Below are 15,890 nucleotides of genomic sequence, written 5' to 3' on the forward strand. Positions count from 1 at the left end.
AGGCCGTAGGGGCACGTTGCCACGTGCCCCTACGGCTTGGAACCCTTGACCCTTATCTGACTCTAAACCGGCCAGGAACTTAGGCCGTGTTGTATTAGTATCTGGGTGGCTGAGTAGTTACAAAGCACTAAACCTTGGAACTCGAAGCCCGAAACTTAACCTGGAGGAACCGATGAAAATTGCCATAGTAGTGGCCTTGTTTTTAGGAGTGGCCTATTTACCTTCAATCCTGTTCCCTGACTTACAGAAGGAAAAAACACCGGCGACGGTCGAAGAGACTAAAAGAGATACAGACCACCCTATAGTCACGGAAATTGAGGAGACCGGAGAGGCAATAGAATCTGAGACGGAAGCCTTGATTACTGAGGCGGAATTGGAAGAGCCAAGACAATTAGAGCCATCAATAGAGCCTCAGCCACTGGTCGTAGAGTCAGAGATGAGGGAACTAAAAAGAACGGCGGCGCCTGTTTTTAAGCCCGAAACCAAGGCGGCTGTGACTGAAGAGGTTGAAGCAGAACTTCCACCTGAGAAGGAGCTAAAAAGAGCGCCTGTGCCTGTTTTTAAGCCTGAAACCGAGGCGGCTGTGACTGAAGAGGTTGAAGCAGAACTTCAACCTGAGAAGGAGCTAAAAAGAGCGCCTGTGCCTGTTTTTAAGCCTGAAACCGAGGCGGCTGTGACTGAGGAGGTTGAAGCAGAACTTCCATCTGAGAAGGAGCTAAAAAGAGAACCGGCGCCTGTTCTTGAGCCTCAAGAAATAGAGGCTACTGAGACCGAAGAGCTTAAAGTAGAACTTCAAGCTAAGAGGAAGATACCTGAAGAGGCAGAGGATACCAGAGCGATCTCTTTACCTACGGAGGCTATTGAGGTAGAGCTTATCCCTTCTCCGTCTCCCCCAAAGGCCCTTCCCCCTAAAAAAGAACCCGCCGTCGAAGAAAAAGAAAGAGTAATTGAGGTCTCCCCCTTGCCTGGACCTACCCTGCCGGAAGTTGTCCCCGAGAGACGACTGGTGCTGGTCCTGTTCAGCCTGCCGGGCGATCCGGCCAATCTTGTCTTAAAACAATTAGGGCAGGGCTTGCGGGAGACTAATTTATTCAAGGTCGTTTCGCTTAATTTGCCACTTTTAGAAGAGAGCCTGATAGAGACCACCCGAAATATAGCTCATCTGGAGGGGGTTTCTATGAAAGAGGCCGTTGACATCTGGGGAGCAAACGTGGCTATCACTGGCAAGGTCGTAAGTAACACTTACTTCTCCTCGATGGTATTAAATGTTAAGCTCCTTAGACTCCCGGATGGCAAAGAACTATTGAGCAGAACGATCTTGACTTCCAGAGACAGGGTGGAATCAGAGATCGAAGCCCTGATAGAGGAGATAAAGGATCAATTTCCTATTCAACAGGGCCGGGTAATCCAGGTTGAAGGGGATTACATCATCCTCGATTTAGGTTATCTCCACGGCTTAAAGGAAGGGATGGAACTATTAGTCTACCGGGTAGGGGGACTGCTCAAGGAATCAGCCCAAGGTTCTGCTTCGAGCGGTGAGATAATGGGAGCCAGAACAGAAGATGTAGCTATTATTCGGGTAGACAAGGTTACTGACAAAAGCGCCCGGGCCAGCCTTCTGGAACTCTTTCCTGTCCAGGAAATTAAGGTTGGGGATCGGGTAATAAGCAGGTAAGGGATTTCAGATGGTAAGATGCTTTAACATGCGAACCACTCCTTTTGTTTGGCTATTTGGTCTACTTTTCATAATAACTGGCTGTGCTTATAGATATAGAGGAATAAGATTAGATGAGGCCGTAATTCCTAATTATGTCCCAGTTCTTTCTATGGGTCGATTAGGCAATGGCCAGGCCGAATTTGACCACCCTAATGGATTGGCCATTGATAACAAGGGGAATCTTTATGTCACTGATATGGGTAATCATCGGGTGCAGGTCTTTGATCAGGCCGGTCGATTTAAGAATCTCTTTTATCGGGAAGGGGTGGGCGTAAGTTCTTTTAAGAGTCCGGCGGGGATCGCTGTTTTTAATCGTCGCCTTTATGTGGTGGATCGGGAAACAAATATATTAAGCGAATTTACTCTTGAGGGGGGTTTTCTGACGGCCAGGCCCCACTTTGAGTGGGTAAAAGAGAAAGGCGGAGAGACGGGCCAGGAGCATTTTATCGGCCTTAATAGCGTAACCGTGGATAAAGATGGCACCCTTTATGGTCTTGAAGGTGACCGGGCTATTACCTGTGATGGAAGACATATTTATTTAGCCAATATAGACCGGGTTCAGAAGCTGACCATTCCTGAACGGAAGGTCATTCTGGAATTCGGTCAATGGGGCAAGGCCCTGGGAGAATTTAGACTTCCCCAGGGGATTGCGGTTGGACCTGAAGGAAAGATCTTTGTGGCCGATACCCTTAATAATCGCATTCAGATCTTTGATCGACATGGAAATTTCCTGGGTGTCATTGGCCAGTATGGCAAGGGAGCCGGAGAATTCTATCATCCCACCGGGGTTGGGGTAAATGATCAAGAAGAGGTCTGGGTAGCCGATTATGACAATCACCGTATCCAGAAGTTTATCCCCCGATTTAAGGTGGAAGTCCCGGCCGGCCTTGAGGGGCAAGACTCTGCTTATATCTACCATGAAGGCCGTCGGCTTCTGACCCTTAATCGTTATCATCAGGCCATTGCTTATTTCTCTCTGCTGGTTGAAGGAAGGGACGAATTGGCTGATAATGCCCAATTTTATATAGGCCAAGCCTGGCAGGGCCTCAAGGAATACGAAGAGGCATTTTTAGCTTACGACCGCCTCATCCGAAACTACCCGGCTTCAGATAAGATAGCGGCGGCTTTACTCAGAAAAGGGGATATGGCCAGAGAGCTTGGCTTCCTCTCAGAGGCGAAGGAGGCTTATGAGCAGATTTTAACCCGGTTCCCCGGTGAGTATTTGCTCAGGGAGAGGGCTAAGCAGAGGCTTAAATTGCTGGGGGGAAGGCAATAGCCAAAAGGCAAAAGGCAATAGCCAATAGGCAACAGCCAATAGGCAATAGGCAACAGCCAATAGGCAAAAGCCAATAGCCAATAGGCAACAGCCAATAGGCAATAGTCTCTTTAGTCCCTTTGGTCCCTTTGGTCCCTTTAGTCCCTTTGGCTTTGGTGCTGACTAGTTACAGAAAGGAGTTAGAGATGGAACTAAAAGGCAAAATAGTGGTAGCTCAGGGTGGCGGGCCTACCGCTGTGATCAACCAGAGCTTAGTGGGTGTGGTTCTTGAAGCCCGGAAGTTTCCCCAGGTAACCAAGATTTATGGGGCAGAACACGGTGTCCGGGGCATTGTTAATGAAGATTTCCTGGATTTAACCCAGGAGACAGGCCATAACCTGGAGCAGGTCGCCAGAACACCTGCCTCAGCCTTGCTGTCTACGCGGGATAAACCTGATGAGAAATATTGTGCGGAAATCTTCGAGGTCTTAAAAGCCCACGAGGTGCGGTATTTCTTTTATATTGGCGGCAATGATTCATCCGATACCGTCAGGATTGTCAATGAAGAAGCCAAAAAGGCCGACTATGAATTCAGGGCCATCCACATCCCCAAGACCATTGATAATGATCTGGTTTTGAATGACCATACGCCCGGCTATCCTTCTGCGGCCAGATTTGTGGCCGAGGCGTTTATCGGCGCTAACCTTGACAACCGGGCATTACCCGGCGTTTATATCGCCGTAGTTATGGGCCGGCATGCGGGGTTCTTAACGGCCGCCTCAGCCATGGCTCAAAAATTTCCGGATGATGGACCGCATCTGATTTATTTACCCGAGGTTTCTTTTAATCTCGATAAATTCACCAGGGATGTCTCAGCGGTCTATGATAAGTACGGTCGATGTGTCATTGCTGTCTCAGAAGGCATACAGGACGAAGATAAGGTGCCGATTGCCGCTAAGCTTCAAGCCGTGGTGGAAAAAGATGACCACGGCAATGTCCAGTTATCAGGCAGCGGGGCCCTGGGAGACCTGTTAAGCGAGCATATTAAAAATACCACTAATATTAAAAGAATCCGCTCCGACACCTTTGGCTATCTGCAAAGGTCCTTTATGGCTTGTGTCAGTGAGGTGGACAGGCAGGAAGCCAGGGAAGTCGGCGAAAAGGCCGTTCAATATGCCTTATGGTATGATAAAGGCGGCTCAGTAACCATTCAGCGCACCGGTTCTTACGCCGTGGAATACGGATTTGTCCCTGTCTCGGAAATAGGCGGCAAGACGAGACATATGCCGGATGAGTTTATCGATAGCCAGAGAAGTCATATCACAGAGGCCTTCAGAAATTACTTAAGGCCTTTGCTGGGGGCTGATTTTCCCCAGGCCTATAGAATTCGGGCTCCCCGGGTGGAGAAGATATTAAATAAGCGGTAAGGTTTATTGTAACCGTTCACGGAGGTTAATCAAATGATGACGACCCTTGAAAAAGTCAGACGGCTGGAACAATATATTGCTGTTGATAACTCGGCAGTTAACCCTGTACTGGATATGACCATTGATAAACTATTGGCACGTGAAATCGAACGGATGAGCGAACTTAAGGCACGCTTGGCAAAGCAGCTTTCAGAGTTTGAGGAACGCTATGCATTAAAGTCAGCAGATTTTTATAGACGTTATGAAAACGGCGAAATGGGTGATGCAATGGACTTTATTGAGTGGTCGTCTACTGTGGAAATGTTGGCAGCCACTGAAAGACGGCTATCATTGCTGGAGAGGTCATCTGTCTCGTGAATCCAATCATTAGGCAACATTTTGACAGAGTTGAGGCTCGGCTTATCCAAAGTCCGGTCGTCGTTTCCTATCAGATATTAAGGCGAGAAATTACCACTTCTGATGGCAAATTGCGAATCAAGGTGGCGCTAAGCGAGGGGGTAACGTCGAATTATTCGAGTATGTGGCTGAGTTAGGCGGGCGTATGCACTTGAAGAAATACAGTTTCCACTGGCAAGATGCTCAAGGAAAGTTGCAACGGCGTTGGGATAATGCACCGCACCATCCCAATTTGCCTAAGGCACCCCATCATATTCACAGCGAAGACAACTCGGTAAGGATAATAAGGTTGTTTTCGATTGCAAAAATATGATTACCGATATTGAAGGGCTTAAGGCTTTAGCCCGGGAATACTGGGGGTCTCAGGCGCTTTTTGTCTCCCTTCGATTAGGCCTCTTTGAAGCCCTGGCCGAAAAGGCTTCTCCACCTTCAGAGATAGCTAAAAGGCTGCAACTTAATAAGGAGGCCTTGAAGCAAATTCTTAACGCCCTGGTCGCTCTGGGATTGGTAGCTAAGGCCAATGAAAATTACACCCTCACCCCTTTAAGCCAACGCTGTCTGGTAAAAGAAGGTGATGCCTACCTGGGCCATTACATCCGGCATAACGAACACCTCCTTACTTACTGGCTCCACCTGGATGAGGCCGTCAGAACCGGCAAACCACCGGCTTTTAGAATGACGGCTGATCAGTCGGATAATCCACAGAGACGGAGGATTTTTATCGAGGCGATGGAGGACCTGGGCCGCCTCTCAGCCCCTGAAATTTATCACGCCCTGGATTTAACGCCTGCCTTGAATCTCCTCGATGTGGGTTCCGGACCAGCTACCCTGCCCCGATACTTTCTGAAACAAAATCCTGGCCTGAGGGTGACCATCATTGACCTGCCCCAAGTCATAGAAATAGCTAAGGAGAAGATCGCTCAGGATAAGCTGACCGGTCAAATAGCTATTCTGGCAGGGGATCTGAGGGAAATAGATTGGGGAAGCAGTGAGTTCGAGATCGTCCTTTTCTCCAACATTATTCACATGTACGACTCGGAGACTAACCGCCAACTGGTCAAAAAGGCCGCCCGTGCCCTGAAAGAAGGGGGAAGATTGGTCATCCACGATTATGTCCTGAGGCAAGAGGGAACAATGCCCTTAGAGGGAGCCCTCTTTTCTCTGAATATGCTTATCGGCACGGCTGGCGGGAAAAGCTACCAGGAGGATGAGATTACCGCCTGGCTATCTGAAGCCGGCTTTAGCTCCCCTGAACGGATAGATTTAACTACCTCACACTCCCTTACGATTGGGGAAAAGTCTTCAGGAGTAGGGGAGTCTTATTAAGATTAGGTAACTGTTCAGCCACTGATTAACACGGATTAGCACAGATAAATAACAGAGGACAGAAGGCTGAGTTGTAGGGACAAGGCTTGTCCCTGTCCGTTCCGTAGGCGGACAATTGTCCCTACAACCTTAGTTGCAGGAAAATACGCCGTAGCGGGATTTTTCCGTGTTTCATCTGTGTGCATCCGTGGCTGAACGCTTACAAGATTAGAACAGAGAAAGGAAGTCTCTATTGAAAAGGAGAAGCTTCAAGAGCAGACGGCTTAGGATATAGTCTGGGTAGGAGGTGATAATTATGCCAGAGACTGCAACGATTTCTTCTCCACAACTAAAGCCTAAAGTGAGTCTGGAGGAATTCCGCAACCTGCCTGAAGGTCCGCCTGATTACGAATTTGAAGAAGGAGAGGTGATTCCATTGGCCCGGCCACACGGACGCCATCAGTTGCTGTTAATTCGATTAGGCGCTGCTCTGGATGGCTATGTAACTCAGCGAAAGGCGGGTCGAATCTGGCCGGAAATTGATGTAGAATTGACCGAACAGAGGAGTTATGTCCCGGATTTGGTTTATTTGGCTCAGGAACATCTGGATCGGATGGGTAATGACGGTAAAATTCACGGCGCGCCTGATCTGGTCGTGGAAATAGGTTCACCAGGCACAGTCAGCCGTGACCGGGTGACAAAATTTAATACCTATCTTGAGGCTGGCGTTTCCTGGTACTGGATCATTGATCCTGAAGAATTGACCATTGAAGAATATAACCGGCATGAGGATGGCTACTACTGGCGGACAAAGAGCATTGATGCGGATGACATCTTCCGGCCGGATTTGTTTCCGGGCCTGGAATTAAATCTACAGAAAATGATGGAAGGATAGATGGAACGCTGGATAGCCGGATTTATTGACCGTCTTGCCCTTGAAGAGGGCCTGGCTGAGGCCACCTGTGAGGCCTACGAGCAGGATCTGCGCCAATTCAGGGCCTATTTGAAAGAAAAAGAGATTAACTCCTGGCCAGATGTCAGCCGGGATGAGATTGTCTCCTTTCTCCTTCACTTAAAAGAGATCGGCCTTTCCCCTACTTCGCTGGCCCGAAAACAGATCGCCCTCAAGCGATTTTTTCGCTACCTATCTCAAGAGAAGGTAGTAGCCATAGACCCCACTATTAACCTGGCCGCCCCCAAGACAGGAAAAAGTTTGCCCAAGGTCTTGACTTACGAAGAGGTCGAAAGACTCCTGGCTCAACCTGATCTAAACTCGGAGATTGGAAGACGGGACAAGGCCATGCTGGAGTTTCTCTATGCTACCGGAGTGAGGGTCTCTGAGTTAATCTCTGTGGCTCCCTCGGATATTAACTTAGAGGTCGGCTTTGTCAGGGTGATGGGCAAGGGGAGTAAAGAAAGGATTATCCCCCTGGGTAGAACCGCTTCCAAGGCGGTGAAAGATTATTTAGAGGAGGTTAGAGGCAGATTGGCTAAAAAGAATAAAAGTGGTAAGATAAGTCCCTTTCTTTTCTTAAATTGGAGGGGCAGGTCGCTTACCAGACAGGGCTTTTGGAAGATCATCAAACATTATGCCCGTTCGGCCGGAATCAAAACCCCTCTTACCCCGCATACCTTACGGCATTCCTTTGCCACTCATTTACTGGCTAATAAAGCCGATCTGAGGTCTATTCAGGAGATGCTCGGTCACGCCGATATATCTACTACTCAGATTTATACCCATCTGGATCAAACCCGGCTGAAAGATATCCATGCCCAATACCATCCCCGGGGGTAAAAAATGACGGAAATCATTGTTACCCACGTAAATGCTGATTTTGACGCCCTGGCTTCGATGGCTGCCGCCCAACTCCTTTATCCCGAAGCCAAATTGGTTATTCCCGGCTCATGTGAAAAAAATGTCCGGGAATATCTGGAAAACATTGACCACGAACTCTCCCTTTACTCTATTCGCCAGATAGATCCAAAGAAAATAAAAAGGCTAATCATTGTGGATACCCACAGCAGCGGTCGGGTAGAGGAGTTTGAAACCCTCATTGAGTCGCAGCCGGTGATTCACATCTATGACCATCACCCTGGCCAGGATATGGAGATTACCCCTGAGGTATCCGTGATTAAAGAGCAGGGGGCAACTATAACTATTCTCCTTGATCTTATCAGAGAGAAACGGCTTACTATTACGCCGGTTCTGGCTACCCTTTTTCTCCTAGGCATCTACGAGGAAACCGGCGCCTTCACTTTCCCGACCACCACAGAATTTGATCTTTCTACGGCGGCTTACCTTTTTAGTCAGCAGGCAGATTTAAAGACCGTCAACCGGTTTTCAGCCCAAACCCTGAATAACGACCAGCTCGATCTCCTGGCCGATCTGATTAAGTCAAGGCGAATCCACTTTCTTCCCAACGGTCGGGAAATTATGCTCCTCAAATCTTCTCTGGATAAATATATCAGTGACTTAGCCGTGGTGATCCACAAAATCATGGACCTGGCGAGGCCTCAAGCGATGCTGGCCATGGTTTGGATGAAAGACAGGGTCTATGTTATTGGCCGAAGCCGGATACCGGAGATAAATGTGAGCCGGATCCTTTTACCTTTAGGGGGTGGAGGGCACAGCAGCGCGGCTTCGGCCACCATTAAAGAGATAGACCTTAAAGAAGTCGAAAATAAAATTATTGACTGCTTAGACAACCGCACCAGTCAATCTTACCTCAATATTAAAGACTTAATGGAGGAAAGACTTCCTTACGCTATCCAGGAATTGATCAAAAAGATCGCTGAGGCGGCTGATCAGGCCAGTTATCCATGTTTTATTGTGGGTGGGCTGGTCAGAGATATACTTTTGGGCAAGATAAGTTTCGACTTAGATGTAGTGGTGGAAGGTGACGGAATTGACTTTTCCAGGCTTCTGGTGAAAAAAAGCGGCGGAGAGGTAAAGAGATTCGCCAAGTTCAAGACAGCCGTGGTCAGCTTTCCCAACGGCTTTAAGTTAGACGTAGCCACGGCCAGAACAGAACATTACGCCTATCCTGGGGCCTTACCTAAAGTAAAACCAAGCTCTATCCGGGAGGACCTCTTTCGTCGGGATTTTACTATCAATGCCCTGGCTATCCAGATCAATGCCGCCCATTACGGTGATCTAATCGATTTCTTTGGAGGCCGCAATGATTTAGCCGCCCGTCTTATCAGAGTCCTCCATCCGGACAGCTTTCGTGATGATCCCACCCGGATATTTCGGGCGGTAAGATTTGAAAACCGGCTTGGGTTTATCACAGAAGCCGGGACAGAAGGTCTTATGAAGGAAGCCGTAGCTGATGGTATGCTGGAGCAAATAACCAATCAAAGGATCAGGGAGGAACTGATTCAAATCCTGTCCGAGGATCAGCCATATTCCGCCCTGAAGAAATTACAAGACCGGGGGATACTGGCCAGGCTTCACCCGGCCTTGTCTCTCCCTGACAACCTTGTTTCTCTTTTTAAGCAGATTCACGATATCCTCTTCCATTTCCGTTTAATCATCGGCGAAAAAGAAATAGAAACATGGCTGATCTATTTCCTGGCAATGACAGAGGACCTGGATTATCCGCATATTGAAAGACTCGTATCCGATCTTAAGTTTACCAGGAGACAGAAGAATAAGATCCTGACCGCCAGGAAGCGAAGTCAGCGAATCATTGACCTGCTTACCGTTTCCCCCCAAAGTCTTACGCCAGCTTTTATCTATCGTGAACTGCAATTAGTTTCCACTGAAACCCTTATTTTAGTTATGGCCAGGATTAGCCTCCTGCCGGATAAAAATCTAAGTGAAGAGGCCAAAAGAAGGGTGGCTACTTATCTGGTTCACCTCAATCGAATGAAGGTTATGATTACTGGAGAGGATCTGAAGGGGATGGGTATACCGCCGGGGCCTGAATATACCCGCATTAAGGAAGCCGTCTTCTCTGCCCGCCTGGACGGCCACGTCTTAACCAAAGCCGACGAACTTGATTACGTTCAAACCCACTTTGGACAACTGAGAAGTCAGAAGTCGGAGGCCAGATGTCAGAAGCCGAAAGACAGAAGTTAGAAAGTTCTTCTGCCAAAAAATGGCTGGACATCTGGAGGTTGATGTGGTATACTTTTCACGAGATAGAGATTTGAGATAGAGAAGGCGTTGCACCTGACCAAAACCGCAAGCGGTTTTGGCAGGTGAACTTTGTTGTTCTACTCTTCGCTTTGCTGCGGGGAGAACAAGGCACGGGAGACAGATGCCCCTTCAGGGCGACCACTCAGTGCCGCATTAGCGTGCTTCTTAGCGAGCAAGGCAAGAATACATTACGCATGTAAGTGAGAGTACAACAAGCAGAGGAGAGAAGCCTTTGAGGAGAAATACGTATGCTTCAGTTACAATTAGACGTTCAACCACAGACCGAGCAACGGCTCAAAAAACTGCTCCAAGTTATCCCTGATCAAGAACAGTTTGCCCAAAATCTGCTGGACTATCAGGTGGCCGAGTTCAAGAAGAGTCTTCTCAATCTTCGTCTGGATCTCCAGCAGTTTGAAGAGACCTATCACCTCAGCACCGAGGAGTTTTATCAGCAATTTCAAGCTGGAATCCGCGATGATCGGGAAGACTATATGGTCTGGGCAGGACTTTATGAACTGTTGTGTGAGAATGAACAACGCCTGCGAGAGCTGACATGATTGACACCTATTTTACCGAGTTGGAACAGCTGCTCCAGCAAGGGGTCCCGATCCGGTCGTATAGCCTCAAGAAAAAGGTGTATAATACCAAATATGGCTGTATAAGGGGGACGATTGTGTTTGAACAGGGCACACAGTTAGACTTTATGGAAGTCAAAAATACCGATGTCTCGGCCAAAATCAAATATCGGTATCACTATATGACGAGTCAACAAGCGTTGATCTTTCGGTACGATAATGCCCCGCATCATCGGCAGTTGAAGACCTTTCCGCATCATAAACATCTCCCCCAGGGCGAGCAGGAAAGTGACGAGCCGACGTTAGAAGCGGTGTTATTCGAAATTGCCCAACACGAACGGAAGAAGGGGAGACAAGATCGTTGCCAGACTGAGAACATTGGGGACGGTTCAAAATAGTCCATTTTCTTGTGAAACCTTGCGACCTGTAGTGAGCTTTTAGCCCCGTAGGGGCGATATATTTATAGCGAGATGCCAACACTTACATCTCAAGCCCCGTAGAGGCGATATATGTAAGAACATATCGCTCCTACGGAGCTTTAACCTTTAACATGGTTCTGCCTGGGGAACTATAAATATTCCGCCCCGCTGGGGCTATTGTCGATAATTTTTAGAGCCTATCCCAAAACCTCTCCAGTGTGACCAGAAGCCGAGTTTCTTCAAGAAACCAGGTTTCTATCGCGGAGGTTTTGGGATAGGCCATTAGTCGCAAGCTTTCACAGCAAGGTGAACCGTCCCAACTTAACCCATAGTACTATAATCTGTAATGAGCTTACTTTTTTAACTTGATTTTGAGTAGATACCTTACCCCGAATTATTGAGAAGATAGTAAGTGTTTAGCCACAAAGACACATCCTTTTTTTCCCTTCGTGTCTTCGTGCCTTGGTGGCTGAACGGTTACAGAAGATCCAGGGTAAGCGTTCAGCCACTAAGGCACAAAGACACAACCTCGATGCTCGATCCGGGATACTGGCTCCTTTACCAGCATCGAGGATCGAGCATCGAGGATCGAGCATCGAGAATCCAGTATCATGTGATGAACGGTTACGATCCAGGAGTTATAATCTATGGAGATCACGGAACGAATCGTCCCGGTATATATCGAGGACGAGATGAAGAATTCTTATATTGATTATGCCATGAGCGTAATTGTCGGCCGGGCTTTGCCTGATGTGCGAGATGGGCTGAAGCCGGTGCATCGCCGCATCCTTTACGCCATGAACGAGATGGGGTCAACCCATGATAAGCCCTACCGTAAGTCGGCCAGGATCGTGGGTGAAGTCCTGGGTAAATATCATCCTCACGGTGATATGGCTGTTTATGACACTATGGTCAGGATGGCCCAAGACTTTTCCTGCCGCTATCTTCTAATTGATGGTCAGGGCAATTTTGGTTCTGTTGACGGTGATTCCCCGGCGGCCATGCGTTACACTGAAAGCCGATTGACGGCCATAGCTGAAGGCCTGTTAGAAGATATAGATAAGGAAACGATCAATTTTGTCCCCAACTTCGATGAGAGTTTAAAAGAACCTACAGTCTTGCCGGCCAAACTCCCTCATTTACTTTTGAACGGCTCTTCCGGAATAGCCGTGGGTATGGCCACCAATATCCCCCCTCATAACCTGCCTGAATTGATAAGCGCTATTGTCCGCTTGATTGATGAGCCGGAGATAGAGGAAAATGAGTTTATCTCCCTTATTTCCGGCCCGGACTTCCCTACCGGCGGCATCATATTTGGCCGGGAAGGGATAAGAGAGGCATATACTACCGGCCGCGGAAAGATTGTCCTTCGGGCCAGGGCCGAGATCGAAGAGGTAAAAGGGGGCCGAGAGAACATTATTATTACTGAAATCCCCTATCAGGTTAATAAGGGACTTCTCCTTAAAAAGATCGGCGAGTTGATTCAGACCAAGGGGGTGGAAGGTTTGAGTGACCTCAGAGATGAATCGGATCGGGAAGGAATGAGGATCGTTATCGAACTCAAAAAGGGTGCTCCAACCAACATCATTCTTAATCAACTTTATAAACATACCCCCCTGCAAGTTACCTTTGGGGTGATTATGCTCGCCCTGGTTAATAATTACCCCAAGATTCTGACCTTAAAGGAGATGGTTTATGCCTTCCTCCAGCATCGCCGGGAAGTGGTCAGAAAGAGAACCGAATACGAGCTGAGGGTGGCTGAGGCCAGGGCCCATATCCTGGAAGGACTTAAAGTGGCCCTGGCTAATTTGGATGCAGTCATTCAGCTTATCCGCGCATCTAAGACCACTAAAGAGGCCAAAGAAGGCTTGATCAGAGAATTTGCCCTCTCTGAAAAACAGGCCCAGGCCATCTTAGAGATGCAGCTTCAGAGATTGACCGGTCTGGAACAGGAAAAGATCGAAAAAGAATATTTAGCCTTAATCAAGGAAATAGCCAGGCTGAAATTTATTCTGGAAAATCCCAGGGAGATCGATCTTATCATCAGAGAAGAATTGCTTGAAATAAAAAAAACTTACGCTGATGGCCGAAGGACGCAGATCGTGGACGCCACCTCGGAGCTTAGTGTGGAAGACCTGATTCCTGAAGAAGATATGGTCATCACTATCTCTCATACCGGCTACATCAAACGGCTGCCGGTAACCACCTATCGCAAACAAAGAAGAGGCGGAAAAGGCATCACCGGGATGGAGACCAGAGAGGAAGATTTTGTAGAATATCTCTTCATCGCTTCCACCCACGATTATATCCTCTTTTTTACCAATAAGGGCAAGGTTTACTGGTTGAAGGTTCATGCGATTCCTCAGGCAGGAAGGACGGCGCGGGGCACACCCGCGGTCAACCTTATCCGGATTGAAAAGGGGGAAAGAATCAGCGCCTTTATCCCTATTCATCAGTTTACGCCTGATGATTATTTAGTCATGGCCACCAGGCAGGGATTAGTTAAAAAGACAGCCCTTTCGGAATATTCCAGACCCAGACCGAGTGGGATTATTGCCATTACCCTGGAAGAAGGAGACGAGTTGGTGGGCGTAGAGTTGACTGAGGGGCATCAAGAAATACTTTTAGCCACCAGGACCGGTAAAAGCATTCGATTCCCCGAGACAGACGTTCGGCCTACGGGGCGGGCTTCCCGTGGAGTAAGAGGAATTCGCTTTGGGGTCCGAAAAGATGAGGTAATAGGCATGGAGGTGGTCGGGTCTGAAATGACGCTGGTTACCGTGACGGAGCAGGGGTTTGGCAAGCGGACGGACCTGTCTGAATATCGCACCCAGGCCAGGGGAGGCCAAGGAATCATTAACATCAAGATCACTCCCCGCGGCGGAGAGGTAGCCGGCATCCTTGAGGTGGATAATGACGACGAGTTGATGATAATTACCCAGAGTGGGATGGTTATTCGTTTAGCCGTCGAGGGGATGCGTCCGATGGGCAGAGCCACCCAGGGGGTGTCTGTTATTCGCTTAAAGGAAAATGACCGGATTACTTCGGTAGCCAAGGTAGTGGGAAAGAAGGAAGAAGAGGAAGTTTAAAATGATCTTCGATGTTAATTATAGCAAAACCTACACTTCTGGTTACCATTTGACCATTTGCCATAATAAAAACTAAATCTTTTTTTTCACGCTTAACGCCTATACTATTGAGTATTTCAGTTAAAACCCATGTATACTCACTACCTGTATCAACAAGTATTTTAGGTATACGAACGCTCTTTTTTCTGTTAATATGATTTCTAATTGTACACCCTGTGTAAAAAGTCCCCATAAAACCTCCTTCTTTTTTTCCTGCTTTTCATTCCGCAATCCACCTTCCGCCAGGTTCATTCCGCCACTCGAAATCTGCCTTCCGTAATCGCTCTACCATCTCATCTGAAATTACCCGCTCTCCGATCATTATTCTCCCCTTACCCAGACCATGACAATCAGAACCTCCGGTAATTAATAGCCCGTATTTCTCAGCCAGACATCGATAATGTTCCTCTATATCCGGAGGATGTTCCGTATGGTAGGCCTCCAGCCCTGCTAATCCTTCTGAAATAAGTTGGGGGATAAATTCATCACCATCGAGGGTGCCAGGATGAGCCAGGACAGGCAAACCACCAGCCGTTCGGATAATCTGGATGGCCTGCCTCGGAGAAATATGATATTTAGGCACATAACAGGGGCCGTTCTGGCCGATGTATTGAAAGGCCTCAGCCGTGGAGTCCACTATTCCCGCCTCACGCATCACGGTGGCCACATGCAGCCGGCCAATACAGCCCCGCCCGGCCAGCTCTTTAATCCGGTTAAAAGAAATTCTTGGCCCGAGTTTAGCCAATTTTTCAACTATTTTCTGAGCCCTTTGGTAGCGGGTTTCCCTGAAAGTCCTGAGATAAGTCCGTAACGATTCGCTGTTCTGGTCGATAAAATACCCCAGCATGTGGATTTCTCTCTTGAGGGTATCGGCGGATAATTCTACGCCGGGTATGACATATAAACCGTATTGTTCTCCCCAATAATTGGCTTCACTTATACCATCAATGGTATCGTGATCAGTAATAGCAATAGTAGAAAGCCTGCGTCGGCAGGCCTCCTCGACTATCTCCCTGGGAGAAAGGGTAGAATCAGAAAAGTAGGTATGTATGTGTAGATCTGCTGGCATTCTTTTTTTTCCTGTTAGGTAACCGTGACTCGATGCTCGATGCTCGATATTGGACCCTTCACCTTCCTCGAGCATCGAGCATCGAGGAATAATCGCCTGCGTTTTTAGTCTAACATCTTTTTGAGGAAATGTCAACCAAATGCTTGATCCCCCAGGTGTGAAAAATGGTAATTATTCAGCCACTGATTGACACGGATTAGCCCGGATAAAATAGAATGAGTGTAACCGTTCAGCCACAGATGCACACAGATGAAACACGGAAAATCCGTGAGCCGTGTCCGTTGATTCGGGTCTGTCCTTAGGCTGTAGGGACAGCCCTTGTGGTTGTCCATCTACGGAACGGACATGGACAAGCACGGACAGGGACAAGCCCTGTCCCTACACTTCCGCCTTCTGTCCTGTGTTATTTATCCGTGCTAATCCGTGCAGCTATACCTGAACGGTTACGAATGAGTTTA

Annotated in this window: 15 protein-coding genes; 12 read left to right on the forward strand and 3 right to left on the reverse strand. The window is 48.0% G+C overall.

Annotation, left to right across the window (positions count from 1 at the left end; translation table 11 throughout):
- The first annotated feature begins 172 nt into the window (after nucleotides 1-172).
- The 11 genes from AB1797_01275 to AB1797_01325 all read left to right on the forward strand — a co-directional run bounded on the left by AB1797_01275 (nucleotide 173) and on the right by AB1797_01325 (nucleotide 11,214).
- Complete coding sequence (locus tag AB1797_01275; GenBank protein MEW5766242.1) at nucleotides 173-1,675, forward strand: hypothetical protein; 1,503 nt, start codon at nucleotides 173-175, stop codon at nucleotides 1,673-1,675.
- Nucleotides 1,676-1,826: 151 nt separating this feature from the next.
- Nucleotides 1,827-2,993 carry a 6-bladed beta-propeller gene (locus AB1797_01280; GenBank protein ID MEW5766243.1) on the forward strand — a complete coding sequence of 389 codons (1,167 nt, stop codon included), beginning with the start codon at nucleotides 1,827-1,829 and terminating at the stop codon, nucleotides 2,991-2,993.
- A gap of 185 nt (nucleotides 2,994-3,178) precedes the next feature.
- The gene (locus tag AB1797_01285; GenBank protein MEW5766244.1) at nucleotides 3,179-4,399 is read left to right on the forward strand and encodes a 6-phosphofructokinase; all 1,221 of its coding nucleotides are present in this window, start codon (nucleotides 3,179-3,181) and stop codon (nucleotides 4,397-4,399) included.
- A gap of 33 nt (nucleotides 4,400-4,432) precedes the next feature.
- On the forward strand, nucleotides 4,433-4,756 hold the full coding sequence (locus AB1797_01290; protein MEW5766245.1) for a hypothetical protein: 324 nt from the start codon (nucleotides 4,433-4,435) through the stop codon (nucleotides 4,754-4,756).
- A gap of 109 nt (nucleotides 4,757-4,865) precedes the next feature.
- Entirely contained in the window at nucleotides 4,866-5,108 is a 243-nt protein-coding gene (locus tag AB1797_01295; protein ID MEW5766246.1) for a DUF6516 family protein, read from the forward strand.
- Nucleotides 5,105-6,121: a methyltransferase gene (locus tag AB1797_01300; GenBank protein MEW5766247.1), complete on the forward strand. Its 1,017-nt coding sequence runs from the start codon at nucleotides 5,105-5,107 to the stop codon at nucleotides 6,119-6,121. The genes AB1797_01295 and AB1797_01300 overlap by 4 nt, the downstream gene beginning before the upstream one ends.
- Nucleotides 6,122-6,416: 295 nt before the next feature.
- Entirely contained in the window at nucleotides 6,417-6,995 is a 579-nt protein-coding gene (locus tag AB1797_01305) for a Uma2 family endonuclease (protein MEW5766248.1), read from the forward strand.
- A complete protein-coding gene (gene xerD / locus AB1797_01310; protein MEW5766249.1) occupies nucleotides 6,996-7,895 on the forward strand; it encodes a site-specific tyrosine recombinase XerD in 900 nt (299 codons plus the stop codon).
- A 3-nt stretch (nucleotides 7,896-7,898) separates the two neighbouring features.
- Nucleotides 7,899-10,181: a DHH family phosphoesterase gene (locus AB1797_01315; GenBank protein ID MEW5766250.1), complete on the forward strand. Its 2,283-nt coding sequence runs from the start codon at nucleotides 7,899-7,901 to the stop codon at nucleotides 10,179-10,181.
- Between the two features lie 308 nt (nucleotides 10,182-10,489).
- Nucleotides 10,490-10,798: a hypothetical protein gene (locus AB1797_01320; protein MEW5766251.1), complete on the forward strand. Its 309-nt coding sequence runs from the start codon at nucleotides 10,490-10,492 to the stop codon at nucleotides 10,796-10,798.
- Nucleotides 10,799-10,914: 116 nt separating this feature from the next.
- Nucleotides 10,915-11,214: a DUF6516 family protein gene (locus AB1797_01325; protein ID MEW5766252.1), complete on the forward strand. Its 300-nt coding sequence runs from the start codon at nucleotides 10,915-10,917 to the stop codon at nucleotides 11,212-11,214.
- Nucleotides 11,215-11,651: 437 nt separating this feature from the next.
- Here AB1797_01325 and AB1797_01330 read toward each other — a convergent pair whose 3' ends face one another.
- Complete coding sequence (locus tag AB1797_01330; protein ID MEW5766253.1) at nucleotides 11,652-11,831, reverse strand: hypothetical protein; 180 nt, start codon at nucleotides 11,829-11,831, stop codon at nucleotides 11,652-11,654.
- Between the two features lie 51 nt (nucleotides 11,832-11,882).
- On the opposite strand from AB1797_01330, the gene gyrA reads away from it, so the two are divergent.
- Entirely contained in the window at nucleotides 11,883-14,324 is a 2,442-nt protein-coding gene (gyrA, locus tag AB1797_01335; GenBank protein ID MEW5766254.1) for a DNA gyrase subunit A, read from the forward strand.
- Here the strand turns inward: gyrA and AB1797_01340 are convergent.
- Both AB1797_01340 and AB1797_01345 read right to left on the reverse strand, forming a co-directional pair.
- On the reverse strand, nucleotides 14,275-14,556 hold the full coding sequence (locus AB1797_01340; protein ID MEW5766255.1) for a hypothetical protein: 282 nt from the start codon (nucleotides 14,554-14,556) through the stop codon (nucleotides 14,275-14,277). The genes gyrA and AB1797_01340 overlap by 50 nt on opposite strands.
- A gap of 27 nt (nucleotides 14,557-14,583) precedes the next feature.
- Nucleotides 14,584-15,567, reverse strand: a complete 984-nt coding sequence (locus AB1797_01345; protein ID MEW5766256.1) for a PHP domain-containing protein — start codon at nucleotides 15,565-15,567, stop codon at nucleotides 14,584-14,586.
- Nucleotides 15,568-15,890 lie beyond the last annotated feature (323 nt).

Source organism: bacterium (genome assembly GCA_040753085.1).
Lineage (GTDB): Bacteria > UBA9089 > JASEGY01 > JASEGY01 > JASEGY01 > JASEGY01.

Excerpts from the sequence above, each read along its gene's own strand:
- AB1797_01290 (MEW5766245.1), top strand. The coding sequence starts at position 4,433 with ATGATGACGACCCTTGAAAAAGTCAGACGGCTGGAACAATATATTGCT.
- AB1797_01320 (MEW5766251.1), top strand. The coding sequence starts at position 10,490 with ATGCTTCAGTTACAATTAGACGTTCAACCACAGACCGAGCAACGGCTC.
- AB1797_01305 (MEW5766248.1), top strand. The coding sequence starts at position 6,417 with ATGCCAGAGACTGCAACGATTTCTTCTCCACAACTAAAGCCTAAAGTG.
- AB1797_01275 (MEW5766242.1), top strand. The coding sequence starts at position 173 with ATGAAAATTGCCATAGTAGTGGCCTTGTTTTTAGGAGTGGCCTATTTA.
- AB1797_01340 (MEW5766255.1), bottom strand. The coding sequence starts at position 14,556 with ATGGGGACTTTTTACACAGGGTGTACAATTAGAAATCATATTAACAGA.
- AB1797_01285 (MEW5766244.1), top strand. The coding sequence starts at position 3,179 with ATGGAACTAAAAGGCAAAATAGTGGTAGCTCAGGGTGGCGGGCCTACC.
- AB1797_01280 (MEW5766243.1), top strand. The coding sequence starts at position 1,827 with ATGGGTCGATTAGGCAATGGCCAGGCCGAATTTGACCACCCTAATGGA.
- gyrA (MEW5766254.1), top strand. The coding sequence starts at position 11,883 with ATGGAGATCACGGAACGAATCGTCCCGGTATATATCGAGGACGAGATG.
- AB1797_01300 (MEW5766247.1), top strand. The coding sequence starts at position 5,105 with ATGATTACCGATATTGAAGGGCTTAAGGCTTTAGCCCGGGAATACTGG.
- AB1797_01330 (MEW5766253.1), bottom strand. The coding sequence starts at position 11,831 with ATGCTCGATCCTCGATGCTCGATCCTCGATGCTGGTAAAGGAGCCAGT.
- AB1797_01315 (MEW5766250.1), top strand. The coding sequence starts at position 7,899 with ATGACGGAAATCATTGTTACCCACGTAAATGCTGATTTTGACGCCCTG.
- xerD (MEW5766249.1), top strand. The coding sequence starts at position 6,996 with ATGGAACGCTGGATAGCCGGATTTATTGACCGTCTTGCCCTTGAAGAG.